27 protein-coding genes are annotated in these 25,985 nt (G+C 44.3%); 7 read left to right on the top strand and 20 right to left on the bottom strand.

Going from position 1 to position 25,985, the window contains the following annotated elements; genetic code table 11:
- Positions 1 to 62: 62 nt before the first annotated feature.
- From QNH15_RS08750 to QNH15_RS08740, 3 genes are all read right to left on the bottom strand, one after another.
- Entirely contained in the window at positions 63 to 2,297 is a 2,235-nt protein-coding gene (locus QNH15_RS08750; RefSeq protein ID WP_283894107.1) for a sensor histidine kinase, read from the bottom strand.
- Positions 2,275 to 2,967: a response regulator transcription factor gene (locus QNH15_RS08745; protein ID WP_061968555.1), complete on the bottom strand. Its 693-nt coding sequence runs from the start codon at positions 2,965 to 2,967 to the stop codon at positions 2,275 to 2,277. Before QNH15_RS08745 ends, QNH15_RS08750 begins: the two co-directional genes overlap by 23 nt.
- A 154-nt stretch (positions 2,968 to 3,121) precedes the next feature.
- The gene (locus QNH15_RS08740; RefSeq protein WP_283894105.1) at positions 3,122 to 3,679 is read right to left on the bottom strand and encodes an isochorismatase family protein; all 558 of its coding nucleotides are present in this window, start codon (positions 3,677 to 3,679) and stop codon (positions 3,122 to 3,124) included.
- Positions 3,680 to 3,893: 214 nt separating this feature from the next.
- On the opposite strand from QNH15_RS08740, the gene QNH15_RS08735 reads away from it, so the two are divergent.
- A complete protein-coding gene (locus tag QNH15_RS08735) occupies positions 3,894 to 5,108 on the top strand; it encodes an Ig-like domain-containing protein (protein WP_283894103.1) in 1,215 nt (404 codons plus the stop codon).
- A 45-nt stretch (positions 5,109 to 5,153) separates the two neighbouring features.
- Here QNH15_RS08735 and QNH15_RS08730 read toward each other — a convergent pair whose 3' ends face one another.
- From QNH15_RS08730 to QNH15_RS08720, 3 genes are all read right to left on the bottom strand, one after another.
- A complete protein-coding gene (locus QNH15_RS08730; protein ID WP_156412553.1) occupies positions 5,154 to 5,291 on the bottom strand; it encodes a hypothetical protein in 138 nt (45 codons plus the stop codon).
- A 33-nt stretch (positions 5,292 to 5,324) separates the two neighbouring features.
- Positions 5,325 to 6,299 carry a S8 family peptidase gene (locus QNH15_RS08725; protein ID WP_061968548.1) on the bottom strand — a complete coding sequence of 325 codons (975 nt, stop codon included), beginning with the start codon at positions 6,297 to 6,299 and terminating at the stop codon, positions 5,325 to 5,327.
- 239 nt (positions 6,300 to 6,538) lie between these two features.
- Positions 6,539 to 7,378: a DUF4037 domain-containing protein gene (locus QNH15_RS08720; protein ID WP_283894100.1), complete on the bottom strand. Its 840-nt coding sequence runs from the start codon at positions 7,376 to 7,378 to the stop codon at positions 6,539 to 6,541.
- Between the two features lie 138 nt (positions 7,379 to 7,516).
- Between QNH15_RS08720 and QNH15_RS08715 the strand changes: the two genes are divergently transcribed.
- Positions 7,517 to 8,785 carry a DHH family phosphoesterase gene (locus QNH15_RS08715; protein ID WP_283894098.1) on the top strand — a complete coding sequence of 423 codons (1,269 nt, stop codon included), beginning with the start codon at positions 7,517 to 7,519 and terminating at the stop codon, positions 8,783 to 8,785.
- 39 nt (positions 8,786 to 8,824) lie between these two features.
- Here the strand turns inward: QNH15_RS08715 and QNH15_RS08710 are convergent, their stop codons facing one another.
- Both QNH15_RS08710 and QNH15_RS08705 read right to left on the bottom strand, forming a co-directional pair.
- On the bottom strand, positions 8,825 to 9,118 hold the full coding sequence (locus QNH15_RS08710; RefSeq protein WP_283894096.1) for a DUF5658 family protein: 294 nt from the start codon (positions 9,116 to 9,118) through the stop codon (positions 8,825 to 8,827).
- A 100-nt stretch (positions 9,119 to 9,218) separates the two neighbouring features.
- A complete protein-coding gene (locus QNH15_RS08705; RefSeq protein WP_283894094.1) occupies positions 9,219 to 9,845 on the bottom strand; it encodes a LysE family transporter in 627 nt (208 codons plus the stop codon).
- A 153-nt stretch (positions 9,846 to 9,998) separates the two neighbouring features.
- On the opposite strand from QNH15_RS08705, the gene QNH15_RS08700 reads away from it, so the two are divergent.
- Genes QNH15_RS08700 through QNH15_RS08690 form a run of 3 tightly spaced genes read left to right on the top strand, consistent with a single transcriptional unit; the run spans position 9,999 to position 11,534 of the window.
- Positions 9,999 to 10,262 (top strand): hypothetical protein, encoded by a 264-nt coding sequence (locus QNH15_RS08700; protein WP_061968537.1) that lies wholly within the window; start codon positions 9,999 to 10,001, stop codon positions 10,260 to 10,262.
- A 32-nt stretch (positions 10,263 to 10,294) separates the two neighbouring features.
- The gene (locus QNH15_RS08695) at positions 10,295 to 11,326 is read left to right on the top strand and encodes a glycosyltransferase family 2 protein (protein ID WP_061968535.1); all 1,032 of its coding nucleotides are present in this window, start codon (positions 10,295 to 10,297) and stop codon (positions 11,324 to 11,326) included.
- Between the two features lie 52 nt (positions 11,327 to 11,378).
- Positions 11,379 to 11,534 carry a hypothetical protein gene (locus QNH15_RS08690; RefSeq protein ID WP_156412552.1) on the top strand — a complete coding sequence of 52 codons (156 nt, stop codon included), beginning with the start codon at positions 11,379 to 11,381 and terminating at the stop codon, positions 11,532 to 11,534.
- 44 nt (positions 11,535 to 11,578) lie between these two features.
- On the opposite strand, the gene QNH15_RS08685 is transcribed toward QNH15_RS08690, so the two are convergent.
- Genes QNH15_RS08685 through QNH15_RS08665 form a run of 5 tightly spaced genes read right to left on the bottom strand, consistent with a single transcriptional unit; the run spans position 11,579 to position 15,284 of the window.
- Complete coding sequence (locus tag QNH15_RS08685) at positions 11,579 to 12,484, bottom strand: ABC transporter permease (RefSeq protein ID WP_347343381.1); 906 nt, start codon at positions 12,482 to 12,484, stop codon at positions 11,579 to 11,581.
- A 28-nt stretch (positions 12,485 to 12,512) separates the two neighbouring features.
- Entirely contained in the window at positions 12,513 to 13,439 is a 927-nt protein-coding gene (locus QNH15_RS08680) for an ABC transporter ATP-binding protein (RefSeq protein WP_061968533.1), read from the bottom strand.
- Entirely contained in the window at positions 13,436 to 14,143 is a 708-nt protein-coding gene (locus QNH15_RS08675) for an ABC transporter ATP-binding protein (RefSeq protein ID WP_283895510.1), read from the bottom strand. The genes QNH15_RS08680 and QNH15_RS08675 overlap by 4 nt, the downstream gene beginning before the upstream one ends.
- On the bottom strand, positions 14,136 to 14,522 hold the full coding sequence (locus QNH15_RS08670) for a GntR family transcriptional regulator (protein WP_061968530.1): 387 nt from the start codon (positions 14,520 to 14,522) through the stop codon (positions 14,136 to 14,138). Before QNH15_RS08670 ends, QNH15_RS08675 begins: the two co-directional genes overlap by 8 nt.
- A 3-nt stretch (positions 14,523 to 14,525) precedes the next feature.
- Positions 14,526 to 15,284: a hypothetical protein gene (locus QNH15_RS08665; protein ID WP_061968528.1), complete on the bottom strand. Its 759-nt coding sequence runs from the start codon at positions 15,282 to 15,284 to the stop codon at positions 14,526 to 14,528.
- Positions 15,285 to 15,437: 153 nt separating this feature from the next.
- Here QNH15_RS08665 and QNH15_RS08660 point away from each other — a divergent pair, with 153 nt between their 5' ends.
- Positions 15,438 to 15,650, top strand: coding sequence for a hypothetical protein (locus tag QNH15_RS08660; protein ID WP_283894086.1), 213 nt, complete (start codon positions 15,438 to 15,440; stop codon positions 15,648 to 15,650).
- A gap of 7 nt (positions 15,651 to 15,657) precedes the next feature.
- Positions 15,658 to 15,912, top strand: coding sequence for an AGE family epimerase/isomerase (locus QNH15_RS08655; protein ID WP_283894085.1), 255 nt, complete (start codon positions 15,658 to 15,660; stop codon positions 15,910 to 15,912).
- A gap of 140 nt (positions 15,913 to 16,052) precedes the next feature.
- Here QNH15_RS08655 and QNH15_RS08650 read toward each other — a convergent pair.
- The 7 genes from QNH15_RS08650 to QNH15_RS08620 form a co-directional block, all read right to left on the bottom strand.
- Positions 16,053 to 17,215, bottom strand: a protein-coding gene (locus QNH15_RS08650; RefSeq protein WP_283890954.1) for an IS3 family transposase whose coding sequence is annotated in 2 segments (ribosomal slippage) — positions 16,053 to 16,933 and positions 16,933 to 17,215 — 1,164 coding nt in all. Because the reading frame shifts where the segments join, the coding sequence is not laid out codon by codon here.
- 111 nt (positions 17,216 to 17,326) lie between these two features.
- Entirely contained in the window at positions 17,327 to 19,129 is a 1,803-nt protein-coding gene (locus tag QNH15_RS08645) for an IucA/IucC family protein (protein WP_283894084.1), read from the bottom strand.
- Positions 19,116 to 20,492: a lysine N(6)-hydroxylase/L-ornithine N(5)-oxygenase family protein gene (locus tag QNH15_RS08640; RefSeq protein ID WP_283894083.1), complete on the bottom strand. Its 1,377-nt coding sequence runs from the start codon at positions 20,490 to 20,492 to the stop codon at positions 19,116 to 19,118. The genes QNH15_RS08645 and QNH15_RS08640 overlap by 14 nt, the downstream gene beginning before the upstream one ends.
- On the bottom strand, positions 20,461 to 21,054 hold the full coding sequence (locus QNH15_RS08635) for a GNAT family N-acetyltransferase (RefSeq protein WP_283894082.1): 594 nt from the start codon (positions 21,052 to 21,054) through the stop codon (positions 20,461 to 20,463). Before QNH15_RS08635 ends, QNH15_RS08640 begins: the two co-directional genes overlap by 32 nt.
- Positions 21,044 to 22,807: an IucA/IucC family protein gene (locus QNH15_RS08630; protein ID WP_283895508.1), complete on the bottom strand. Its 1,764-nt coding sequence runs from the start codon at positions 22,805 to 22,807 to the stop codon at positions 21,044 to 21,046. Before QNH15_RS08630 ends, QNH15_RS08635 begins: the two co-directional genes overlap by 11 nt.
- Positions 22,801 to 24,312 carry a pyridoxal phosphate-dependent decarboxylase family protein gene (locus QNH15_RS08625; RefSeq protein ID WP_283894081.1) on the bottom strand — a complete coding sequence of 504 codons (1,512 nt, stop codon included), beginning with the start codon at positions 24,310 to 24,312 and terminating at the stop codon, positions 22,801 to 22,803. Before QNH15_RS08625 ends, QNH15_RS08630 begins: the two co-directional genes overlap by 7 nt.
- 7 nt (positions 24,313 to 24,319) lie before the next feature.
- Positions 24,320 to 25,672, bottom strand: a complete 1,353-nt coding sequence (locus QNH15_RS08620) for an aspartate aminotransferase family protein (RefSeq protein WP_283894080.1) — start codon at positions 25,670 to 25,672, stop codon at positions 24,320 to 24,322.
- Between the last annotated feature and the right edge of the window lie 313 nt (positions 25,673 to 25,985).

The raw sequence follows: 25,985 nt of genomic DNA, 5'->3' as shown, positions 1-25,985 counted from the left end.
AAAAGATTTTTCCGGATATCAAAAAGAAGCGGCATCGTCCGCTTCTTTAGCTATCTTTCATTTTATACCGCATCCAGCCGGATTATCACTTTAAATAAATCTCCGTCCACTTCCACGTCCATCTGGCCTTCATGAAGATCGACGATCGATTTGGCAATCGCCAGGCCAAGGCCTGATCCTTCCGTATGGCGTGAGGTGTCCCCTCTTTTGAATCGTTCAAACAGCTCCTCCGTGTTGCCCCCCAATTCATATTTTGTAATGTTTTTAAACGAGATGATCACTTCATCCTGTTTTTGTTCAATTTCGATATATACTCTCGTATGATCTAGGGAATATTTCAACGCATTTCCGATCAGATTATCAAATACACGCCACATTTTTTGTCCATCGACATTTGCATGGATTGGCTGCTCAGAAAATGACAGTCTGAACTGCAAATTGGATTTCTCTATGGCTTCATCATTTTCAGCAAGTGCCTGCTGCAGCATTTGAACGATATCTGCTTTTGTTCGGACAAGTTCAATATTTCCGCTCGCCATTTTTGATGCTTCAAACAAATCATCAATCAAGACTTTGAGCCGTTTTGATTTCCTATCAATAATTTCAACGTACGCCTTTTGGCTGTCCTGATCGAGATTCCGTGTTTTTAACAACTCCGTGTAAGAAATGATCGAGGTGAGCGGTGTTCGTAAATCGTGGCTTACATTGGTGATCAACTCTGTTTTCAGCCGTTCACTTTTTGCTTCGGACTTCTGCAATGCCTTTACACCATGCTTCAGTGTGTTAATGTTCCTTGCCAGCCCGGCGAGCGGAGAATTTCCTTTGGCCTTCAAATCCGGCTCCATCTTCCCGGCAGCCAAATCGGAAGAATAAATAACAATCCGGTTTAAGTAAGAAATCTTCCGAAGCAACAGTAACAATGCCGGTACCGTAACCACCACAAAGAGTATGAGATAGAGTCCGATAAGCTGGTCGTTGTACATAATGAAGCCCACACCAAAGCCGGAGGCAAATACAATACCAAGCAAAACTAGAATTTGAAAAGCAAATCCTAACGAATGAAAAGCCTTCACCACATCCATCCATAACCGGTAAATAAGAGAATGCTTCCAATCTGCTCTAGTCAGGCCGTTTTCTTTTATCTCTTCACGGAGGCAAACCACTTGAATCAAGATTAGCGCTGCAACAATGCTTGTAAATAAAATATCAAAAAGCGTATTTTTGATCATAACTGAATAGTCGCCGTATAAAGTAAAAGTAAAAATGTTACCGACGGATACCATGAGAACAAAAACAAATAAAAGTAAGGATGCTACTTTTAGATCAATCGGCACTTTTCGGTAAACGTTTTTAATTGGCAGTTCACCAATAGCAGCCAGCAAACGGTATTTTCTTGCAAGCCAGATACTTATTGCTAAACCAAACACACCCACAGTACTGTAGAGGTAAAAAAAGAGCTGATTGATCTGGAACATATGATACTGCTCATAGATCATGCTGGTCTTTGGCAAGGATTTCGGCACACCAATTTTTCCGATCAGCACCGGTTTTTCATCTGATAAAACATCAGTAACAGTATTATCATAATTTGGACCCTCTCCAGTATCGTCCGATGGCGGCATGTAATCTGAGATGGACAGATCCCTTGCACTTTTGTATTCCTGAACAAACTGCATGTTGCTATTGTTTAACTTTTGATAGGCATCCTGCTTATTTGAAGAGGAGAGATTGGTAAATACTTCAGCGCTCTCATTATTTTGCAAATAGTAATCAAACGAAGAATCCCATTGCTTCAACTGCCTCTTTACCTCTTCTTTATTTTCAATAAAATGATCGATTTGCTTCTCTTTTTCTTTTTTTACTTTCTCTTTTACATATTTGTCACTGTCAAAATTCTTCTGAATGTCTTCAATCTTTTTGTCTCTTTGCTTTTGATAATAACTTTCAAGTTTTTGATTATGATCCGCTCTCGCCTCATCCAGCTGCGGTCTGTACTGTTCCTGGATGCTATTGATTTGATCAGATAACTCACCGTATCTGAAGCGGTATTCCTCCATTTCTTCATCGGAAACCGTAATTTTTTCTTTCATCTCATCCCCTGTCAAATTGCTGACTTCGGAAATATGGAGATATCCCAGAAACGTATTGTACTCACTTTGGAATTCATCCGTATCAAAGTAACTCTTTCCCAGATAGGCATCCCAGTGAGACAAGAAGGTTAATGTACCGCTCAACCCGATGGTAAACAAGAGCAGCCATGCACCCCAACTCAGCTTACTTTTCCATTTTGTACCCAACACCCCATACCACCTTTAAATATCTTGGATTTTTTGGATCAATCTCTATTTTCTCTCTGATTTTCCGGATATGAACGGCCACTGTATTTTCTGCGTTATAGCAAGGCTCCTGCCATACTCGTTCATAAATGTCATGAATCGAAAATACACGCCCAGGATAGGACATCAAAAGCTCTACAATCCTGTATTCGATTGGAGTCAGCTTAACAGCCTCCCCGTGAATGGCCACTTCTCTCGCATCCTTGTCAAGAGTAAGGCCGCTCAGGTTTATGATCGAATTCTTTCCCTCATATGTGCCCAGCGTCATATACCTTCTCAGCTGGGATTTCACCCGGGCAATCAGTTCAACGGGATTGAAAGGCTTTGTCAAATAATCATCGGCTCCAATTTGAAGTCCAAGGATTTTGTCCGTATCCTCACTTTTTGCACTAAGCATAATGATCGGAATGTTCTTCTGTTCCCTGATCCTAAACGTTGCCGCTATGCCATCAAGGCGCGGCATCATAATATCCAGTATGATTAAATGAACGACTTCTTCATTCAAGAGTTCAATGGCTTCTATGCCGTCTGATGCCTGGAGGACATTCATCTTTTCGTTTTTCAAATAGATTTCAATGGCATCTCTGATTTCTTTTTCATCATCTACAACCAATACTGTAAATTCGCTCATTTTTCTCACGCTCCCTTCAAAATTATACCATGCCCTGTTTTGTGGATTACCTGTATCTTAACCAGTAAATCTTAACAATCAGTCAGCATAATTCTTAAGACTTTCTTAATATAAAAAAGAAGACCCCGATGAGGTCTTCTTTTTTCGTTTGCTATTATCGGTACTTGTAATGAAGCGGTTCGAATACGTCTTCATCGGCACTTCTTACCATGGAAAAATGGTCCACATTGTAATGTCCGTGAAGAATTTCATTATGATGCTGAATAATCTTTTCGGCACGCAAGCTCTTTGAGGATGTGGTGGAATGTCCTTCCTTGATCAAGGTGACATCAAACCCCTGCACAGTTGCCATGCGAACAGCGGTATCAATACAATGCTCGGTTTTGCATCCCGCAATCACCAGATGCTCAATCTCTTGTTTTTGTAAATGCTCCAGCAATCCGGTTCCATAAAAAGCGCTGGTGGCGCTTTTGTCAAAGAAAGGCGTATCTGCCGGCAATTGAATCTCGCTGTGAACAAGAAATCCATCACCACTCCCCCCGGCTACGTCCAGGTCACGCACGGCCAATACAGGTACCTTTAAACGCCCGGCTTTAAGAATGACCTTATTTATAGTGTGAATGACTTCCTTTTTTTGATAGACTTCCTCATTCTCTGTGTTTCCGTCCAATAATTCCTGTTGTGCATCGATAATTAGCAAGGCTTGCTTCAAACCATCATCTCCTGTTTATTTTCTCTCAGTACCCTTCCCATTCCCCATAACCATCTTTTTTTTCATAAAAACCGCCTCCTTTGACATACTCTGCTCTATCTATTCTTTAGAGGATACGCATTTTCCTTCATTCCAAAATATTCTATTATTTTACACCATTCACCTTGTAATATATGGTATTATTTAGAAGATTACGAGATTTGGAGGATTGACTATGAAATCTTTGTTTATAAAAGCCGGTTTGGCAGGCTGCCTGGCTCTCGGACTGCCACTTTTTCAGAATCACGCCCAGGCAGCATCGAGCTCCAATGTTCAGGCGAAATGCAGCTCGTTGGGCACCTTAAAAAAAGGTACCAACCCATCCACACAGCATATGAACTGCCTTCTGACACAGACAGCCAAAGAAGCAGGTATTCCGCCCGAAATTATGAAAGCAGTTGCCACCCAGGAAAACACCTCATGGAAACAATTTGATAAAAAAGGAAAACCGGCCATTTCATCTGACCACGGAATTGGCGTAATGCAAATTACAAACCAAAAGCGGTATGATATCGAAAAACTAAAGTACGATATTCCTTATAATTTGAAAGCAGGTGCGGATTTGTTGAACGATATGTATAACAGGTCCGATCTTCCTTCCATCCTGCCAAAGGATAAAGCCGTGCTTGAAACGTGGTATTTTGCGATCATGGCATACAATGGAACCAAGCCCGTCAACAGCCCGCTCTATCAGAGCAACGGGAAAGTGAACACCAATGCGTACCAGGAAAAAGTCTGGACACACCTGAACAGTGAGAGTTTCCTAGGGGATACAAACATTCGCAAGCCCTCTTTTTCTGTTAAAGATTTTAAATATAACCCTAAAAGCACAGCCAATATTAGTTTTCTGAAGAAAACGTATACACTGTCCAGCCTGCTTCATGAGACAAGATACGGACTCAAAAAGAACGATAAAGTAATTGCCAGCTGGGAGAATTCTTCTCTTACCCAGGTAAGGATCCGCAAAGCACCTTCTACTGATAGTTCATACAAGTGGATAAAAAAAGGAAGCCAGCTCGCAATTGCCGGACCATATACCTTCGACCGTTCTAATGGCAGTTCCAACCCATTTGTCTGGTATCCCGTTTCCGTTCCCGGACAAATGGGCACATGGTACATCTCCTCCCCCTATATCACCAAAATGCTTTCTAAGCCAACGGTTATGCCTGTGAACAGCAAGAGCCGACAGATTTCAGGAAAGGCGATAAAATTGAGCACAATCACCGTTAAAAGAGGAAGTACGAGCCTGGGTGCCGTTAAAGCGAATTCGACCGGATCGTTTACCATGAAGATTCCCCTACAAAAAGCAGGGACCGTATTAAAGGTGACTTATAAAGATTCAAAGCATGCGGTAAGCCCGGCTGCCACAGTTAAAGTAACAGCAAAATAAGACAATAAAGCTGATTCTCTTGTGAGAATCAGCTTTATTTAAAAGTCAGGCTTTTTTTCGTTTCGGTTGTTCCTTCTTGGAAGGAAGTGATGTTTTTCTGTGTCTGCGGTTTCGCTCCTCCACCAGTTTTAGTGTCAGCGTGGCAAAGCCAATCATTAAGGACAGTACATGATAAACCGCCATGATCAACATCCCCTCTTAAAATTGGGAGCCGCTTTACTTTTGAACGGTAGTTGTTTCTTCTGTTTTGTTGCCGGAATCAGTTCTTTCACCCATCTTTAAGTAAAGCAACCCGTTGCCTTCTCCTTTTTTCGTCAGGCCAATCGTTTGGGTGTTCTTACAAAGCTGGGCATAAATTTCGGGATCGGTTAACTCCCGGCCGAATTCAGCTTCCTCTTTCAGGATAAGGACAGCCACGGCACCGGAAACGTGAGGTGTAGCCATAGAAGTACCTGAGAGCTTGGCGTACTTTTCACCCGGATAGGTGGAAAGGATATTGACTCCCGGAGCTACAAGATCGATTTCATCATTCGTATTTGAAAACTCGGCCAAGTGCTTTTGTTCATCTACAGCACCGACCTGGACCACTTCTTTATAATACCCTGGATAGGCTTGCTCATCAGTTCTTTCATTGTCATCGCCTTCGTTGCCTGCTGCGCAGACGACCATAACATTGTTTTGAGTGGCGTTTTTAATGGCTTCATGCATTTCGGGGATATCGTCCGGTCCGCCTAGTGACATGGAAATGACCCGAACTCTTTCGCCATTGTCGCCCCGCCATTCCACGGCATAGTTGATGGCATCAATAATTCCCTGGTAGCTACCGCTTCCGTCCTTTCCAAGGACTCTGAGAATCAAGAGCTTGGCTTCCGGCGCTATGCCTGCAACCCCTAGCTTATTGTTCAGAGTAGCGGCAATCGTACCTGCTACATGTGTTCCATGATAGTGACCATCCAAGTAGTCCTCAGGATCATCACTCGTAAAATTTCTTCCTCCAATAATTCGGTCTTTCAAGTCCGGATGGTTTACATCGCAGCCTGTATCAAGAACCGCGACGACCACATCCTTCCCCTTGTATCCCTGCTCCCATGCAGCAGGAGCATTGATCATTTGAATACCGTACGGAATTTCTTCACCAGCTGTCTGTACAACTTCTTCTAACTTAAAAGGAATTAAATGAACTTCACTCATTCGTCCTTCCTCCTTTAAAAAGATGATGGTAAAACAGGTAAAGATTTTTTTAAACCGCCTTTTTCCCAAATGATAGTTTCAAAGAAAGGGGAATAGGTGTTTGCATTGATTGTAGCACCCTAAGTAGATAAAAACAATAATTTTCAGAAAAATGAGAAATTGGATGCATGCTAAACAATGACAGATAAGGAAATTAGCGCGTACAATTCTGTTCAACTAGGTAATTAGTTACAGTAACATCAAGGATGAACCGGTCTTGTAAATGCAGCCTGTTTTCTTCCCTCTGTTACAGGCAGATGAGGGTAGTGCCTTTCGACAAGTGCATACACTTCCCCAACAACTCCTTCAAGAGTAGAAAAGCTTTCCTCCGGGCTGTCTGTAAGAACCGATGTGAACCTTTCATATAATTGATCGGGCACGATTTTCATTTCATCTGTGCTCTGCTTCAGCCATTTGAATGCAGGATGATGAACATACATGCCATTCAAACCAAACAAAATGCCGAGCATTCGTTTTTGAACCGCTGTCATCAAATCATAATACATGAGCCAATCTTTACGAGCCAGCAGGGCTTTGCGGTTATTCCACCGGCTTCCCAACTCAAGGTTTTCGATGATCATATTTTCAGCCAGTGCCGCCGGGTAAGCCGTCACTTCTTCTTTTAACGCAGACAGCGTTCGTTCTTCCTCAAACAGGATCTTTCCGTCTTTAAGTGAAGCAGCCAGACATTGAAAATCATAGTTTGTATTTGCCTGCTGAACGACCTGTTGAAGAACTTCCTGAATGGTACTTACAAGGAAGCTGCTGATTTCAAATTTTACGCCATCGACAATATAAGTTTCCGCCCACTCTTCTTCTTCGTATGGATGAAAATCAATGATCTCGCCGTTTACCTTTTCAATGGGCTGAAGACGATCTCTGTCTCTGGGCGGTTTCTTCCATAAAATATGGAGCTCAATATCAGAATGGCTGTCATCCCAGCCACGTGAAACCGAGCCGGCAAGTAAAACACCGGCGATGTTTTCATTTTTTTGGTAGATCTCTGCCATTTTATCGGCACGATTTGTTAATGATTGCATGTTCTCTTTCCTTTCAAGCCATAATAGAAGTTGCTCTACTTTGTATTCGGGTATCTTCTGAAAATTCCTTTTTGGGTTGAAAGAAAGGCCCCGTGCCTATACTATTGAATAGGGAAATAGAAAGGAGGCGTTAGTGAAATGAAACTTTTTTCACATAATGACCTGGATGGAAAATCCTGCGGCATCGTGGCAATGCTTGCAATCGGAGAGGAAAATGTAGAGACCTTCTACTGTTCACACGAAAACATCAATCGTCGTGTGGCCGATTATATACAATTGGAACAACACAAGAATACTCCTGTTTACATAACGGATATCGCAGTGAATGACGAGGTGGCCCGCCAGCTGGAAGAGGAATTTGAAGACGGACGGGAAATTCAGCTGATCGACCACCATGTTACTGCCGACCACTTTAACGGCTATGAGTGGGGCTTTGTTGAAGCAAAAAAGGAGGACGGAAAGCTTACCTCTGCCACTTCCCTTCTTTATGAGCATTTTATTGAAAAGGGACTTCTGAAAGACGGAGGGGCGCTAAAGGAATTTGTTGAACTCGTCAGACAGTATGATACCTGGGAATGGTTTGAGAATGAAAATGAGGATGCCAAGCGTCTGAACGACTTGTTTTTCCTTCTTCCTCAAGGACAATTCGAAAAGGATATGATCGAACGTTTGAAAACAGAAGAGCACTTCCGTTTTTCACAAACCGAAGAAACCATTCTTCAGCTTGAGGAGGACAGCAGAAAAGCGTATATCAAGAAAAAGCAGCGGCAAATGGCTGAAACATGGGATTCGGTATACGAAACCGGGAGCGAGCCTTACCGAATCGGCATCGTTCATGCAGAAAGCCATCACTCGGAGCTGGGTAATGAATTGAATCGTGAAAATCCCCATCTGGATCTAATCGTGATCCTGAACATCGGGGGCAAAAGAGCAGGATTCCGTACCATTTATGATCATGTGGATGTATCCAAATATGCAGCGCAATTTGGAGGAGGCGGACATCCAAAAGCTTCAGGGTGCACACTTACAGCTGAAGGGTTTCAAAGGTTTGTTCTCCCTGCTTTTGAAATTCCGCCACGTCGTCCCGATGCACATGACAACGAACAAAATGTTAAAGAAAATGAAAAAGGAACCATTTTCATTAACCATAAAAAAGAGTCAACGATCGTTTTCAGGGACAGCGATCAACAATGGAAACTTATTCATCATCATCAGCCTGCTTCGGAAACTTTTTCTGATTTTCAATCGGCAGAAAACTACGTGAAACGTCAATACAGTTCATGGCTTTTAAATGACGACAAAGCGGTCGAATATTTAAGCAACCGGCTTCATATACCATTTGAAGAGACATCGGCAAACTACAGTGAAATGCTGGATCGTTTCCGATCTCATCTCAACAAAGCATAAATCCAAAAGCGCACCGGCTTCCGGTGCGCTGTTTTATTGCTATGAAAGAAAAGCCAGTATATAAATGTGCCATCCCATCAAAAGCAGATAGACACCGAAAGCAAGATACACAAAGATGCTGTACTTGCCGCGAAGCGGCAGAAACGACAAAAGAATAACGAGGATCGAGAATAGAAGTTTTACTCCCAAAAACGCCAAAGGATGAAAATGATAGAGAAGCCTCATAATCGGGTTTAACTCGCTTCCTCCCCGTTCGAGCAGCCTGAACGTTAAAAACGCATCCGTAACATTAAACACGGCAAGCAAATAGCAGATCCACTTGTACAATTTCATCGGCTGCGCCACTCCTCCCACTGCCCCAAAGCATCTCATCAGCATTTCTTTCATTTTCTCAGATGCTTCTTACTATCACAAATGGTTTATGGGTAACGCATTACTTCCATAGAAACTTAAATGCCTGATATCCAAAATAAATGCCAAAGCCAATTAATGATATACCCGAAAGACGGGAGATCATGCTAAGAAGTGCATCGGCAAGGAACCGGCGAAAACCGCTGGCAACCAGCGCCATCGTAAAGTCCCATAATAAAATGCCGCCAAAAATTGCTGAGCTGTGCAGAATAAGCTGCTCCGTTTGAGAAACGGCAGCGGTTTCCGCAAGGACCGATCCGTATATTCCAAGCCAAAACAAAATGGTAAGCGGATTGGTTAATGACATAAAGAAGCCGGAAAAAAAGCATTTTCTCATTTTTTCCTGTTCTTGTTTTTTGGAAAGTACCATTACTGCCGAACTCCTGAAACTCTCAATCCCGGTATAAATCAGAACAAAACACCCAAACAACCATAGAAAGGCCTTTATCATCGGCGCTTCCAAAAAATGAACCAGCCCCATATAAACCAATGCCATATAAATGGCATCTGCGGTGGTAGCACCCAGTCCTACCATCCAAGCATGCCAAAACCCGCTGCGAATGCCTTTATCCATTTGAGCAGCGTTAATCGGCCCGATTGGTGCAGCCAATGATAGTCCCAAGAGCATATATTTTATCAATATTCCCACTTCAGCCCTCCGCCTGTTTTTTTGAATTAGTACAAGTTTATTCAAGCCAAGAAGGTTGTACGACCTTTTTTGAAAAGGAAATTGGGAAAGAACGAATAACAAATTTCTCCAAAACGCATGTTAATGATAAAGAAGAAAAGGAGCCAAGTGTAAATGGACGATCAACACCTGTACACCCAAGCTTTAGAAAGTGTGGAAAATGCGAGAAAAGCCATCGAAGATGCACAAGGAAGCAACAACCCCTCAGAATTCCAGCAGGCCAAACAACTTCTCGAACAAGCCCATGAAAGGGTACAACAAATGCGCCAAACCGATGGATTATCAGAGACACAGGCCCAAAAGCTGTTTCATGCCCATGAACACCTTCGCCATCTTCAGGAAACAACAAACGCCATTGAAGCAACCCGTTATGAATAATCCCGCCGCGTGGAGGAAGGAAGAAATGACACATGCAGAAAAATAAACCCCCGGTCCTTGCCATCGTCGTTCCATGCTACAACGAAGAAGAAGTGCTTATGATTACCGCACGGGAACTGACAGCCGTCGTTCAGGGGATGATATCAGAATCGCTGGTTTCCATGGAGAGCGCCATTCTTTTCGTGGATGATGGCAGCCAGGATAAAACTTGGGAGCTCATCACCGCCATGCATAAAACCAACCGGCATGTCAGCGGGGTCAAGCTGGCAAAGAATGCAGGCCATCAAAACGCTCTGCTCGCGGGAATGGATCAGGCCAAAAATTTTTCAGACTGCATTATTTCCATTGATGCCGACCTGCAGGATGATGTTAATGTCATCCGCGAATTTATCCTGAAATACCGGGATGGTTATGATGTCGTTTACGGAATCCGGAGTCAGCGCAAAAGTGATACGATGTTCAAACGACAGACAGCACAAGTTTTCTATAAGCTGATGAGTAAATTGGGCGTTGAACTTATCTACAACCATGCGGATTACCGTCTCCTCAGTAAGCGGGCTCTCAAGGAACTTGAACGCTACGATGAAAGGAATTTTTTTATGAGGGGCATTGTTCCTCTTATTGGCTTTCCCTCTGCCCAAGTCTATTACGACCGAAAAGAAAGGGCCGCAGGAGAATCAAAGTACCCCCTTGGTAAAATGCTTGCTTTTGCATTTGATGGAATAACATCTTTCAGCATTAAACCGATCCGCTTTCTTACCGCTTGCGGCTTCTTGTTTTTTTTCATCAGTGCGGCTGCGGGACTCTTCGCCCTTTTTCAAAAAATGAACGGATATACGGTTCCCGGATGGACATCTATTGTCCTCTCCCTCTGGCTGATCGGCGGACTGCAGCTGATGGCGATTGGGCTCATTGGTGAATACGTGGGAAAAGTATTTAAAGAAGTGAAGAAAAGACCACGTTATTGTATTGAAAGCGGCCTCCACCGCACAGCACTTCATCAGAAAAGAACATCAGAAACTCCGCTGCGGACCAGACTGAGATCAAGCAGAAAGCTCTCTTAATCGGTGTAGGCTTTGAAGGTAGAGGGTATTACGAAAAAAAGGAGGTTATTTCATGGGAGATAAAAAAGAAGAAAACATGATAAACCAACCGGAAACAGAAAATCGCAGTGAGGAATCAGGACTTAATGAGGTTCTTGAAATGATCAATGCCAAGGGCAATGCCCGTAAGATAGAAGATGCCGTAAAAGACGAGGAAAATAAAGAATAAAAAAAAGGAAGCTGGCCAATTGTGCCAGCTGCCCTTTTCTTTGATTATGCAGCAACATCTCTTTTTTTGAATACTAACCAGGAAAGCGCTACAAACAGTACAAAATAGACCGCGAGCACTGCCAAGGAAAAATTCAGGGTCATTCCCTTTGTCAGAGGTGTTCCATCAAAATATTGCTTTAAATCCACGTTGGCAAACAGGATATATTTCACCCATTCGTACTTGGACAACAGCTGGACCGCGACGGTGCCTGACATCGATAAAAAGATGGAGAATCCAATGGCCAGCGAGCTATTGCGGAAGATGGTGGACATCATGAAAGCAAAGGTTGCCATCATTAACAACAGAATGCTCGCAAATCCATATTCTTTCCACATGTGCCATATCATGTTTTCCTCAATCACTTTTCCGTCCGCATAGCTTAAATGAGTCCCAGGGCTTAGCTCAAAACCAAAAAGGATACCTCCCCATAGCCAGGAAAACACAAACGTAATCACAATGAGAAGAAGAGCATAAAGCAAGGTTGAAACATATTTGGTTGCAAGGATGGTGGATCTGCTGACCGGCCGGATTAAGAGAAGCTTAATGGTTCCCCATGAAAATTCACTGGCGACCATGCCACCCGCCACAATGATCGTAAAAATCAGGATAAACTGGATGGCATCAGGGCTCTCTCCGATAAACGACCATTGGCTTTTTGTATCCATGGGCTTTATATTATGGGTGACACGATATTCGTTAATTGCGATATTACGCTCATAGTGGCTTTTCATCATCGGCTCTTTTTTAATCTCTTTTTGCATGGAAGCATTCTGTTCTTTCAGCTCCTGTTTCCAATTATCACTCACAGGCTTTGTTTTGTCTGTCTTGGTGAGGATCCCGGTAAGTCCAATGAAACCAATCAGAAGAACGATCATGATGAGATTCCCGATGCGGCTGTATATTTTCATATTTTCATTTCGGATTAAGCCAAAAAAATTAGACAATTTCTTTTCCTCCCGTCACTTCCAGGAATTTATCTTCAAGTGTTCTTGTTTCAGTTGAGATTCCGTACACTTTTACGCCTTCCACAACGAGAGTTGCGGTTACTTCCGGAATCAGCTCCCGTTCCATTTCAGCTTCGATGAACCCATTTCCAAGTGTAATCCGTTCAGATTTGACATGATGACTGACAGCATGGCGGGCGGCCGCTATCTCATCCACGAGAAAACGAACCTTTCTTTCTGTCCCGCTCTCTACAAACTCTTTTGTACTTTGTACACCAATCAGCTTTCCGTTCTGAATAATTGCGATCCGGTCACACATCAGCTCCATTTCAGAGAGCAAATGGCTCGACACGATTACAGCGATACCTTCTTTTTCTGCCAGCTGCCGAAGATAATACCGGATTTCCCGGATACCAGCCGGGTCCAGACCGTTTGTTGGTTCATCCAGAATAAGGACCGAGGGAGAATGCAGCAGAGCCTGGGCAAGCCCGAGTCTCTGCCTCATTCCAAGGGAGTAGGTTTTTACTTTTTCATGAATTCTGTTGGTCAAGCCAACGAGTTCAATCACTTCTGCTATTCTCCCCTTACTCACTCCTTTAACCATGCGGCTGTAGTGAATGAGGTTCTGATAGCCTGTCAAAAATTTGTACATTTCCGGATTTTCAACAATTGCTCCCACTTCTGAAACAGCTTGTTTGTACTGACTTTCAATGTTTTTCCCTTTGATTAGGATCTGTCCGCCGCTTAACGACATTAATCCTACCATCATCCGTATTGTCGTTGTTTTTCCTGCACCGTTTGGCCCCAGGAACCCAAACACTTCTCCGCCATATATATCAAACGTCAGACCATGGATAATGTCTTTTTTGCCGATTCTCTTTTTTACACCCTTAAGCTCTACCAATGGTTTTTTGTTCATTTGTCTATCCCTCCATCCTGATATACCTGCTTCATCCATTCAACGATCGAAACATGTTGTTCGATTCTCAATTCTTCTACATCTTCCATTTTTAATAGAACCCCGTCTTTAATGAGGACAACCGTGTCGAGAATGGGTTCGATTTCTTTGATTTCATGTGTCGTAATGATCAAGGTCTGCTTTTCAAAATCCATAAAGGAAAGCAAGCCTTTTACAATTGAATCCCGTACCATGGGATCCAGTCCGGACAGAGGTTCATCCATTAAAATAACCGGAACCTCGCGTGCCAGCGTCACCGCAATTTTTAAACGGCCACGGTTGCCTTTTGATAAATCTTTCACTTTTTTACTGGGGTCGAGCTTCATGTAGTCAAGAATTTCTCCTGCTTTGCTTTGGTTAAAATCGCTGTAAAGAGACGCATAATAGCTGACGGTTTCCGCAACGGTGTAGAAGGTATAATAGGCATCCAGTTCCGACAGATATGAAACTTTGCTGCTGATCCTCCGCGTTGCCACTTCCCCATCTACCGTTACACTGCCTTTGGTTGGGGAGATCAGCCCGGAAATGAGTTTTAGAGCGGTTGATTTTCCGCTTCCGTTTTCTCCAACAAGGCCAATGATCTTTCCGGCAGGCAGAGAAAGTGAAAAGTCATTCAATGCTGCCTGACTTCTATACTTTTTCGTCACATGGTTAAATTCAATCATTCGTTTCACCCCGCTCTTCATCGGAAATGTACTCCTCCAAACCTGAAATCATCTCATCCGCTGTAAAACCCATCTCCTTCATATCCTCGAAAAATGAAGAGATTTGCTCTTTCTTTAAACGTTGCCGAAGCTGATTAAGCACGGATTGATCTTCTGTCACAAACGTCCCCTGCCCTCTTTTGGATTCCACACTGCCCATCCTTTCCAATTCACTGTACGTCCGCTGGACGGTATTGGGGTTTACACCCGATTGAATCGCCATCTCCCGTACAGAAGGTAGTTTTTGCCCGGTTTCCAGTTCCTTTCTGAGGATCTGCCGGTTGATCCGGTCGGCCAACTGTAAATATATAGGTTTTGACGCATTAAAATCTTCAGCCATTTGCTACACCTCAACTTTACGTTCAATCAACCAGCTCGCTATGAATAGGAGTAAAAGTGCCAGAAGAAAATGATAGAAATAATAACCGATATATACATGCCTGAAGGCTACATAAGCGGCTTCACTGAAATTGAGATCGAGCTTTCCCCAGATGAACAATGCATGAAATAATCCTGTACCCTCCCATTTGGACATCAGCCATGGAAGGAAGAAGAAAAGAACGATACCGATGACATTTCCGCTCACCTTTCCGAGGGATTTGGATACCACAAGGTAGATCGCCCATAGAAACGTTAATCCGATGCCTATATAGAGCGCAATCAGCAAGATGTGAATGTCGATGAAAAGGCCTGTGCTAATGACATCAGGCCAAGTGAGTTCCGGGTTCAGTTCAAATAGGTTAACAACCATGGTTCCTGAAATCAGTGTAATTGCACTTATAATGAAAAGCGAAGAAGCAAGTGCTCCCCATCCGTTTAATAGTTTCGCAAGCAAAAGTTTATATGCCGGCAGCGGAGTCTGCAGCCAAAGATGAAGCGTCCGTTGTTCACGAATTAAACTTACACACATATAACCTGCCATATAAAGGACATGCATCATCAGGGCAAACGCACAAAATGCAAGAAAGGTTTCCGGATTGCCCATTCTCCAGGAAACATACACCCCGATTCCAAGATACAAGAAAAGAGCAATCAGAGCCCCGATGACTCCTCCCCTTCCCAAACGATATTCTTTCGCTAATTGACCCCACCATGGATTCATTCAGCAGACCTCCATTCAAAATTGTTCCAACGAACTAGTGTACTAGTGATATAATACACCGATACAACAAAAGATGTCAAACCCATTCTTGTTTGTTTTTTGCATTTTCAGGGAAAAGCCACTCATGAAACGAAAGAGCGGGAGGGAATGTTGGTGACGGACACATACACGGAAAAAGGCTGGGATAACGAATGGCTGACCGGACAGGTGATGAGCATTCTGAACTTTTATTATCCAAACTGCATGGATCGTCATAACAGAGGATATTTACATACATTTAAAGACGATGGAAGCGTTTTGGAAGAAGATAAGCATCTGGTAGGCACTTCCCGGTTTATTTATCTCTTCAGCGTAGGAGCTTTATAGGGAAGTTATGAACAGAGGATGGGATAGACAGTATGGAGGATTCTTTTATTCTCTCGATCCAAACAAACAGCCAATAGACCATGACAACAATTATTGGGTCGTTGCAGAGGCTTTATCTGCCTCTGCTCTGTTTGCCCGCCGCACTGGACAAGCGGAATTTAAAGAATGGTATGGAAACGTGCTGGCCTATGCCTCCAAGAACTTTATGGATCATCAACATGGCGGCTGGTACAAGCTGCTCAACAGGGAGAACCAGAAATAAAGTGATACGAAATCAACGGCCCCCAAAACAGATTACCCATCCTGCATCCGCCTTTTATGAAATCATTAAAACGCTTTAATAGAAAAAAGCCGGCGATCCAATCGTGAACTGACCTAGCTAATTGGGACAGAAAAAAACACCTAGGCTGCCATGCTCCTGAATTCTACTGGAGTATGGCAGTTTAATTTTGTAAATGGTCGATTGTAATTATAATAATACATGTAATCTTGTACTTTTTCTTGTACAATGGAACTTGTAAGACGCGGTCTTAGCGGGCTGCTGAATTCTTCCGACTTTAGCGAGGAATGGAAGGATTCGATGACGGCATTATCCAAGCAATTGCCTTTCCGGGACATGCTTGTGATGATGCCTTTTTCTTTTGCCTTTTCCTGAAAAGCATAGGAAGTATATTGAGCTCCCTGGTCACTATGCAAGATCACCTCGTAGGTTTCTCGTCCTCTGCAGGCGTCTTCCAGGGTTTGAGTGACGAGCGAGGTATCTTGTTTATCACTGATTCGATAGGCCAGGATTTCGTTGTTGTACAAGTCCATGATGGTCGATAAATATAACATCTTTTCTCCATAAGGCAAATACGTGATATCCGTGACCCATTTCTGATTGGGCTTCTCTGCTGAAAAGTTTCGCTCCAGAAGATTGGCGACGATACATTTGCTTTCTCCTGCCGTATAGGAGGTTCTCTTTGGTTTTACCCGGCATTGAATGTTGTATTTCTGCATGATCTTCTGCACCGTATTTCGATGAGCTTTCATCTGGTGGTCTTTGTAGAGAAGGTCTCGCACCATTCGGTGCCCAATCCGGTATTTAAATGCTTTACACAGGGCCAGAATCTGTTGTTCCAATGGAGTGAGATCCCACGACTTGTTTTTCCACCGATAGTACGTGGACCTTGGAACCTTTAATCCTTCGCAAATCATGGCAATGGTGTACTTCTCTTTAAATAGATCCACTAATTCGACGAATACTTCTGGAACCACTTCCTTTCGATCTCCTGATACTTTCCCACTAATTCTTCTCTCATCTCATAAATGGCTAATTTTCGTTTAAGTTGTTCAAGCTCACTTATCTCTTCCGGTCCTTTCCCAAAGGTATATTGTTTTCCAATCGGTTGGGCTAACCGTTGTTCCTCCCCATCTCGAAACCACTTCATCCACGTTTTAATTTGCGTACGATTCTTAATCCCAAATTGATTCATCAGTTCCTGGTTGGAATACTCTCCTGTTAATTTTAGACGAATCACTTCTCTTTTTAGCTCTTCAGAATAGATCTTCTTTTTTCTCGCCATGAGAAAAACACCTCCACTTTGTCGATATTTGTATATACGACCATGGGGGTGTTTTTTCCTTTGTCTCATTTAATTAGGTCACTCTAATCGAGATCACCGGCTTTTTTGATGTTATGAGGAAACTTCCTCCCTGGCAAACAGGTGTAATGCATTGCTGACTTTTCCGAATTCTGAGGCATGCGGCCTATCCTCTCCATCTCCATACCCGTAATCCACCATCCGGTTCCGGTTCAGGCAGAGTTTTGTGAGTTTGGGCTGATAGAAATCAAACAGTGCAAATCGTTCTTGCAGGTGTGGAAATCTATCCTGATAGGCATAAATTTCTTCAGCAAGAAGCCGCCAGAACGATGTTTCCTTTAGAAGGTCGTTCTTTACAAGCAGATCCGCCAAATAACGAAGATGGCAGATAAACAACCCTGTGAAAATAAATTGAGTCAGCCCTTCCGGCGGCTCGCTGCGCAATACCGCTTTCAGCTCCTGCCCAAGAGACTCCAACTCTGCAAATGGCTGGTCGCTGATGTTCACATCATCGACAAAATCTTTAATCGCAAGACGGTGAGGCTTGTATTTCTTCAGTACAAGGATCGTATTCTGGCCATGCGGAGAAAAAACGGTGCCATACTGATACAAGTAATGAAGCAGCGGCGGCATAACCACATGAAACATTTGCCTGATCCATTCCTCCGGAGATAATCCTGATTTCTCCATCAGGCTTTGCACATATGGCTTGCCTGAAGCATCAGCGTGCGCCAGTGCCGCAAGCGTAATCGGACGCTCACCTTCCTCTGTATACATATGAATGCTTTCCCTCCATATCACACCAAGCATTTCAAGATATTGATAAGGGGCTCCCTTTAACTCTGAAAAATGATATTGATCCACATTGATGCTGGCATTCTCCCCGGGAAGAATTACCCTGCACTCTTCCTTTAAAAATCGGTCTTGATCCGCTATGCCTTTGATAAACTCAGTGATCTTGGGGGCAATCACCGTTCGTTCAGCGGGTAATCCACGATATACGAGCGTGTTCAAAATGCTCATCGGAAGCTTCACATGATGCTTCGTTTTTTGTGACGTGTTAACAAACGTACGGATGGATTGCTGCGGAAGATATTGGTCCGGGCCATCTCCCAAAGGAACGATGATCTTTGCAGCCAGTTCATGTGCAAAATTCTGGATGATCACGTTTTTCCATTGCCATTCATGTACGGGCATATAGAAATATTGACTGTGGTCACAGCCCTCTGCCGCTAGACGCTCATGAAAGGAATGGAGTGTCTCTTGATCAAGTTCAGACTTCAACAGAGAATCATAATCTGCGCCTGCAACCGATTGGTAGGAAGCTTTCTCCTTTTTAACAGCGATCCAGGATAACTGTACCTTCTGCTGGTTTTCCGGCGCATACATCAAATAATCATCATATCCGAAGCCGATTCTACCCTTATTGTAAGTAATCCATGGATGCCCTGTCATTTCCCCTTCAAGCTCTTCATAGCCCAGTTCAGCCAGCTCGTCCGCACTTTTTGTATGATTTACCATAAGATTCACATCAGCAAGCAGTGTCGCGTTCAATTCTTTGATCAAGTGTCCTGCTGTTTCTGCTGACATCCCGATGGATTGCTGAATATCTAGGATAAACTGCACGGCACTGTCTGCCGGCTCCCAGCTGTTATTGCTGTATTTTTCGATAGTTTTGCAGTCTACGGAATAGCTGTTGAACAAACGAGGCTCTGCTTGAAACCGGTATGGAATCCACTCGCCGATCTTTAATAGATAGGTGTTTCCTTCGACCTGTTCAGGATAAATCATATCCTCATACATATATTCGGCGATCATCTTGGCGAGCAGCCTTTGGTTGGCATCAACCCATTTCTCGCGACTCAGATTTTGCTTTAGCTCTTCAAGAAAAAACATGCGTGTGTCCTCCTCTGCTGGTTGGATCTTTTGGTCCGGCTTTTTGCGTCGTTTCACCCATAAACTGTTGAAATATATTTTTCTTTTCAACCGGATACAACGGCTTTTCCGCAATGGCATTCAATATCACTGCATTGCGGTATGCACCAAGTCCGAGATCAGGTGCTCCCACTCCGTGTGTGTGCATTTCTCCGTTTTGAATAAAAATCTCGTTCTTTGTATGCAGGTGGGTTTTCAGACGGTACTCCCGTTCAATCTGGAATCTTCCCTGATCGTCAAATTCAATATAATCTTCCAGTCCACTAAGAAAGGATGGGAATGCCGGTTTATAGCCCGTAGCCATAATGACCACGTCTGATTCCTTTTGGAAGACTTCTTCCGTCATCCATTGCCGGCAGTGAAGCACGTGAGTGGAATCCGATTGATTGATTCCCGTGACCTCCACCATGGGCTGGAGATGGAAAGAGGTTTCTTTACCAGCTGCTGATTTTTCGTAAAGCAGATCATAGATTTCACCAATGGTTTCTGCGCTGATGCCTTTATACAGCAGATCCTGCTGAGCCAGAAGCGCATCCCGTTTCTCCTGAGGAAGAGCATAGAAAAAATCAATGTAGTCCGGTGAAAAATATTCAAGTCCCAGCTTCGAATATTCCATGGGAAAGAATCCTTTTGAACGTGTCAGCCAGTTAAGCTGACACGCCCCATCGTCTATGCTGCGGGCAATATCAAGAAAGATTTCGGCCGCGCTCTGTCCGGATCCCACCACTGTGATGGAACTGGCGCCAAGCATTTCGTCTTTTCTTTTTAAATACTGTGATGAATGGAAGACTGATTTGCCTGAGAACCATTCCGCATGTGGCTGCAGATAAGGCTTCGTCCCGATTCCCATGACCAGGTTGCGTGCGAGTACCGATCTTACTTGATCCGTCTTTTCGTCCCGTACATAGACTTTATAGAGAAAGCCGTCCTCCGATCCAAATGGCAGTACTTCCTCCACCTCCATGCCAAACCGGCAGGACGATAGCTTACGGGCTGCCCACTGGCAGTAATGATTGTACTCATTTCTCGGAATATGAAACTTTTCCAGAAAATAAAAGTGATATAAACGACCCTGCTCGTGGAGATATGAAAGAAAGCTGAATGGATTCGCCGGATCGGCCATACTGACCAGATCTGCCAGAAACGGCACCTGAAGGGTAGTCCCTTCGATCAGCATTCCCTCATGCCAGTTAAATTCACTTTTTTGTTCAAAAAACAGGCAATCAAGCCCGGTTCCTTCAGCCAATGCTGCCATTCCTAAATTAAAAGGGCCGATTCCAATTCCAACCGCATCATAGATGTGCCTTTGCTCTTTCCTTGTCAAGGTAGCTCCACCTCCTGTGAAATTCGTCTTTTGTGCAAAACATTAACAGCGCCGTTTTATCCGGCAGCTCGATCGGTTGGATTGCGCGAAAACCGCATTTTTCAAAAACATGTATCATTTTCTTATTCCGAATATCCGGTTCCGCAATGACTTTTTCTGTGTCCGGCTCCTGAAACTGATGCCTTACCATCGCCTTCAGCAGAGGCAATGAATACCCTTTGCCCAAATCCTCCTTCTCTCCGATCAAAAGATGAATGCCCTGATCAAAAGGAACGGATGGATACGCGTTTTCCACCACATCTCCTTTTACCCAGTACGCTTCCCAGTAGCTCATCGGCTTGTCGTTTATGCATCCGATATACAGAGTTTGGTGCGAATCTGAAAGGGCTTTTTCCAAATGCTTATAGTAGATTTCTCTTGGTCCGTCGAGCTTCCAGAAAGGAATTACGTGCTCTTCGTTCATCCACTTATGAAGAAGCTCGGCGTCTTTTTCAAATTTCACGCGCCGGAAGGAGATCCGGTTTTTGAGCGCATCGTCAAACGTTTCAAATTCATACACCATATGTGACCCCTGCCTTTTGCCCAATTGGATTGATTACATTTACATATACCGATTGCTCCTCCAGTGTTCCGACAAGCTCATCCTTGTCATGAAGTCTTGTCAACAGGTTGGCTTTGCACGGCAGGACCGGTTCATTCAGCAGGCTTTTCACCAGCTGACCCGCTCCGTTTTCTTTGTGGCGAGCGAGAGATTTTCGCAGAATATCAAGTAAGGCTGTTTCATCTGCAAGTCCTGCCGTTCCGAATCCGTTGATCAATCCAAAGAGATGATTAAAAATGAGATAGTATCGAAATCTCTCCTCTGCCGTGGCGTCAGAGCAGATGGTTTCACTTTTGCGGTTTAAATCCGGCAGAAGCTGCTTCAGTTTGTGTGCCTTGGATTCCGCATAATAGTAACCCTGGTTGTCTCTGTAGTAAAACGCAGCTGGATACCCGTTATCCGAAAGCTGGACGATGGAATTTTGCTGATGGGCCTCCAACGCTAACCCGTATTGCTTATACAGCCACAGCATCGGTTCCAGAGAAAGAGCTAAGTAGGATTCAAACCAATCGGTACTGACTTCTTCTGTCGTTCGGTTTTCTTTTTGTGCGATCGATTGAATGATCGAGAACAACCGGTTTTTCCCGCCGTATGGATGATCCTGGCACAACCCCGCGATCAGGCTGGCATTCCGTTCATTTTGATAAAAAGGATTTTCCCGGATGACGACTTCAAACCCTGATTCCTCTTCTCCTGCCCGAACAGAAAGATAGGCTGGGTCTTCAACGATTCGAAAACCGGGATAACGATTTTGAAGCTCAGTCCCCAGTTCCGTATGCAGCAGGCGGGAAATTTCGACGCCCCGTTCAAGCTCTTTCGGTTTATTGGCTCTTAGTGAATTGGTAATCTTGACAGGCACTGAGAACTTAAACATGTACTTGGAATTACTGCGGTACACCGTCCTCAGTGAGGATGTGGGTGTAAACGGACTTCCCGTACAGCCGACATCAACAATCTTGCCTTGCTCAATCAGTTTCCGGACGGCTGGCTGAACAACTAACTCTCTTGCCTGAAGCGGATGGGCCGGCACGAGATGGAAGTCCTCATCCATGCAATGCTCCACTACAAATTCGTGGGGCACGGCAGGATCATCCAGAAGCATGCGCCTTACAAGTTCCACCGCAGAATGGCTCAACGTGGAATCTTGAAGAACGAGAGAACGATGGATCTTAAAGTAATACAGCGGAAATTCTCCCTTAAATTCTGGTGAGTAGATCATTTCCTCCCCGGGAAGCATCCCTTGTTTGCTTTTGGGTGTCGGATGAAGCAGATGGCCCAGAAGAAGGGATTGTTCCGCTTCAATAAACATAAACTCCTCTTCTGTTAACTTCCCAGCATCAGCAAATCTATGTTGAATCGTCTCCTTCATATTCTTGCAGCTCAGTATGACGCGAAGAACAAGCTCGTCTTCCGCATCTTCTCTGCCTTGCCTCAGCAAGAGCTCTTTAGCGAGCAGTGAAACCAGACTGAGGTAATCAGCCGGAACAGGTTTCCCTCCTCCTTTGCTTTGATACATGATGGGAAACGAAAACAGGTGCCTTCCTGTCGGAGACCAATACTTTACTGGAATCAAGACCTCAATGTTTTGGTTCTCCAACGTGCTGATCCAGATCATGCCCGCTTTCTTTTCATTCGAATCTCCCGTCTCACGCAAGTAACAGTTCAGAAAGCTTTGTATGGTCGCCTGCTCTGCAAGCTGCTTGCTGTTCACGATGATTTCCCTTCCCTTCTATGTATGGTTTCGCCCAATTCAGCAATGTCGGCGATCAATTTCTTCATGTCTTCCATGGTTACTCGTGGATTAAGCAATGTAAATTTAAGATACAGCTTTCCTTCATGCATGGTTTTCGCCAACAAGGCTCTTCCGCCGTGAAGAAGCTCGCTATGAATCTGTTTGTTTAATGCATCAAAGTTGTTTTTAAGAAACGAAGGTTCATAGCGAAAAACAACCGCGTTAATTTCCGGTTCGGCATTTATAACCGTAAAGAATCTGCTTTCCTTCATAAGCTGTGCTGTTTTCCTTGCGAGTTCAATGGTATGGTCGATCATCTCTCCAAAACGATCCAATCCCACAGCCCGGAGGGACATAAACAGTTTTAAGGCATCAAATCTTCTGGTCGTCTGGACCGACTTATTGACAAGGTGGAGCAAGCCTTCCTCCTCGTCCTGTTCAGGATTTAAATAATCGGCATGGTAGCTGATATATTTAAAATGCTTCCGTTCCTTTACCAAGAAAGCACCGCAGCTGATCGGCTGAAAAAAGAGTTTATGAAAATCGGCGGTGATCGAATCGGCTTGTTCTATTCCCCGAATCCGGTGATGATCATTATGGCTTAGCATGAGAGCTCCTCCGTAGGCTGCATCCACATGAAACCATAAGCCGTTTTCCTTCGCTGCTTCTGCCAGGTGAAGAAGTGGATCAATACTTCCAAAATCGGTAGTCCCGCACGTCCCGACCAGTGCATAAGGCAGCAGATTTTCAGCTTTCAAGATTCGAAGTTTCTCTTTCAGATCTGTTAGAGACATTCGTTGATGGCGGTCGGTGCTCACCAGTATCACTGCGTCTTCACCAAGGCCCAGCTGTGAAGCGGATTTTCCCACCGTAAAATGAGCGGCTTCCGAGCATAGAATTCGTAACCGGCGAGCTTCAGGGGGCAAGCCCTTCTTCTGTACATTCCAGTTCCATTGCTTTTCGCAAAATGCATCCCTTGCGAGCAGAAGGCCCATATAGTTCGATTGTGTTCCTCCGCTCGTAAACGTTCCATCCGCGTTTTCTCCCAATCCAAGGCGGTTGCAAAGCCAGTCAATCAACTCTTGTTCAAGATAGGTGGCGCTTGAGCTTTGATCCCATGAATCCAGAGATTGGTTGGCCGCACTGATCACCATTTCAGCCGCAAGGGCAGGAACGAGCGGAGGACAGTGAAGATGCCCGATGCATGCTTTATGATTCACCTGGATGCTGTGAAGAAGCAATGTCGCCACATCCTCCAATACCACTTCAAGCGGCTGGCCTTTTTCTGTAGCCAGTTTCATTTCTTTAACCGCACGTTTAATCATCTGTAGCGTTTCTCCGGAAAAGGGCCCTCTCGCTTGAACCGACACATCTGCAACTACCTTCTTTGTCTGATCGATCGCCTGAAGGTAGGCATCCTGGCCGCTCATCCCCTCCTTGATGAACAAGTCATCAAATTTCGTTTTTAGATTAACAACTGTAGTCATTTGTGAATTACTCTCCATTTACAGCTGCCTGTATGGCCTGTTCAAAAATCCAGGCTACATCCAGGACTTGCTCTTCTGTAATAATAAGCGGCGGCAGAAAACGAACCACACTGCCATGGCGTCCGCCGACTTCAAGGATCAGCCCGCGATGAAAGCATTCACGCTGGATCGCACTGGCGAGCGATGGAGCAGCAGGAAGACTTCCGTTTTTCCCTTTCTTGCCTTCCGGGTTGACGATTTCCGCGCCAATCATCAATCCTCTCCCTCTCACATCGCCGATTTGCCGATAAGATAACTGAATTTGCTCAAGCCTTTCACTAAGAAGCTCTCCCATCCTTTTCACATGCCCGGACAAGTTCTGCTTTTTGATGAAGTTAAGGGTGGCTGTGCCTGCTGCCATCGCCATTTGGTTCCCTCTGAACGTCCCAATGTGAGCTCCCGGTGACCATTGGTCGAGTGCCTTATCATAAACCACAACTGATAGTGGCAAACTCCCTCCGATGGCTTTTGACAGAACAAGTACATCCGGTACAATTCCGGCGTGTTCAAAGGCAAAGAATTCCCCTGTTCTTCCGATTCCTGTCTGCACTTCATCAATGATGAGAGGTATGCCCCGTTCTTTGGTGATTCTTCTCATCTCCTGAAGCCATTCAATTGGTGCTGGAATACTGCCGCCCTCCCCCTGAACCACTTCAAGGATCATGGCTGCTGGTGCAAGGATTCCGCTTTCCGGATCATCGAGCAGATTCTCGATGTATTGCGAGCTGATGCGATGTGACTCATCTCCACCAATACCGAACGGATCCCGGTAGGTGTATGGATATGGCAAAAAGTGAACATCCGGCATAAGACCTCTTATTTTCTCCTTTGGCCCAAGGTTGCCACTGAGTGCCATCGTGCCATGAGTGGACCCGTGATACCCGCCCTGGAAGGATAGAATGCTCTGCCGTCCTGTTGCCGTTTTTGATAATTTAATGGCTGCCTCAATGGCATCTCCACCCGTCGGCCCGCAAAATTGGATCTTGGCTATTTGGGCAAATTCCTTCGGAAGGCTGTCAAACAGCTCGGTGACAAACTCTTCCTTGACCGGAGTGGTAAGGTCAAGCGTATGCAGAGGGCGCTTGTCCTTGATCACTTGTTGTATAGCCTCGATTACCACAGGGTGGTTATGTCCGAGCGCCAGAGTTCCCGCGCCGGCCAAACAGTCATAATAGGTTTTTCCGTTCACGTCTTTTACAAAAATGCCCTCTGCTTCTTCGATCGCAATAGGAATTCTGCGCGGATACGACCGGGCATTGGATTCTCTGTCCGCCTGCTGTTTTAGAAGAAACTCATTCTTTGTTAATTGTTGAGTAGCCATCTATATCAAACTCCTTTAATTGATAATGATTTTCATTAACATTTACAGCCTCTACTCTAAATGAAAACCATTCTCATCGTCAATCATACTTGAGAACCATTATCACTTAACTTTCATCTGCCAACAATACGGCTATCTTGTTGCCGAGTATGCCTAAATTCCTTACATGCCATGGATTCAGCCCTTTTTGAGGGCAACCGTTCTGAAAAACTTTTCTTCACTTGTCGAAGGATAAATAATAGTGCTTTTGTACTAATAGCTGTGAATAAAAAAGAGAGACTTCTCATTTGCATGAGAAATTCTCTCTTTTCCA

Source organism: Fictibacillus enclensis, from assembly GCF_030123385.1.
Lineage (GTDB): Bacteria > Bacillota > Bacilli > Bacillales > Fictibacillaceae > Fictibacillus_C > Fictibacillus_C enclensis.
Note: the sequence above shows the minus strand (reverse complement) of the source record. Positions and strands in the feature narration are given on the sequence as shown.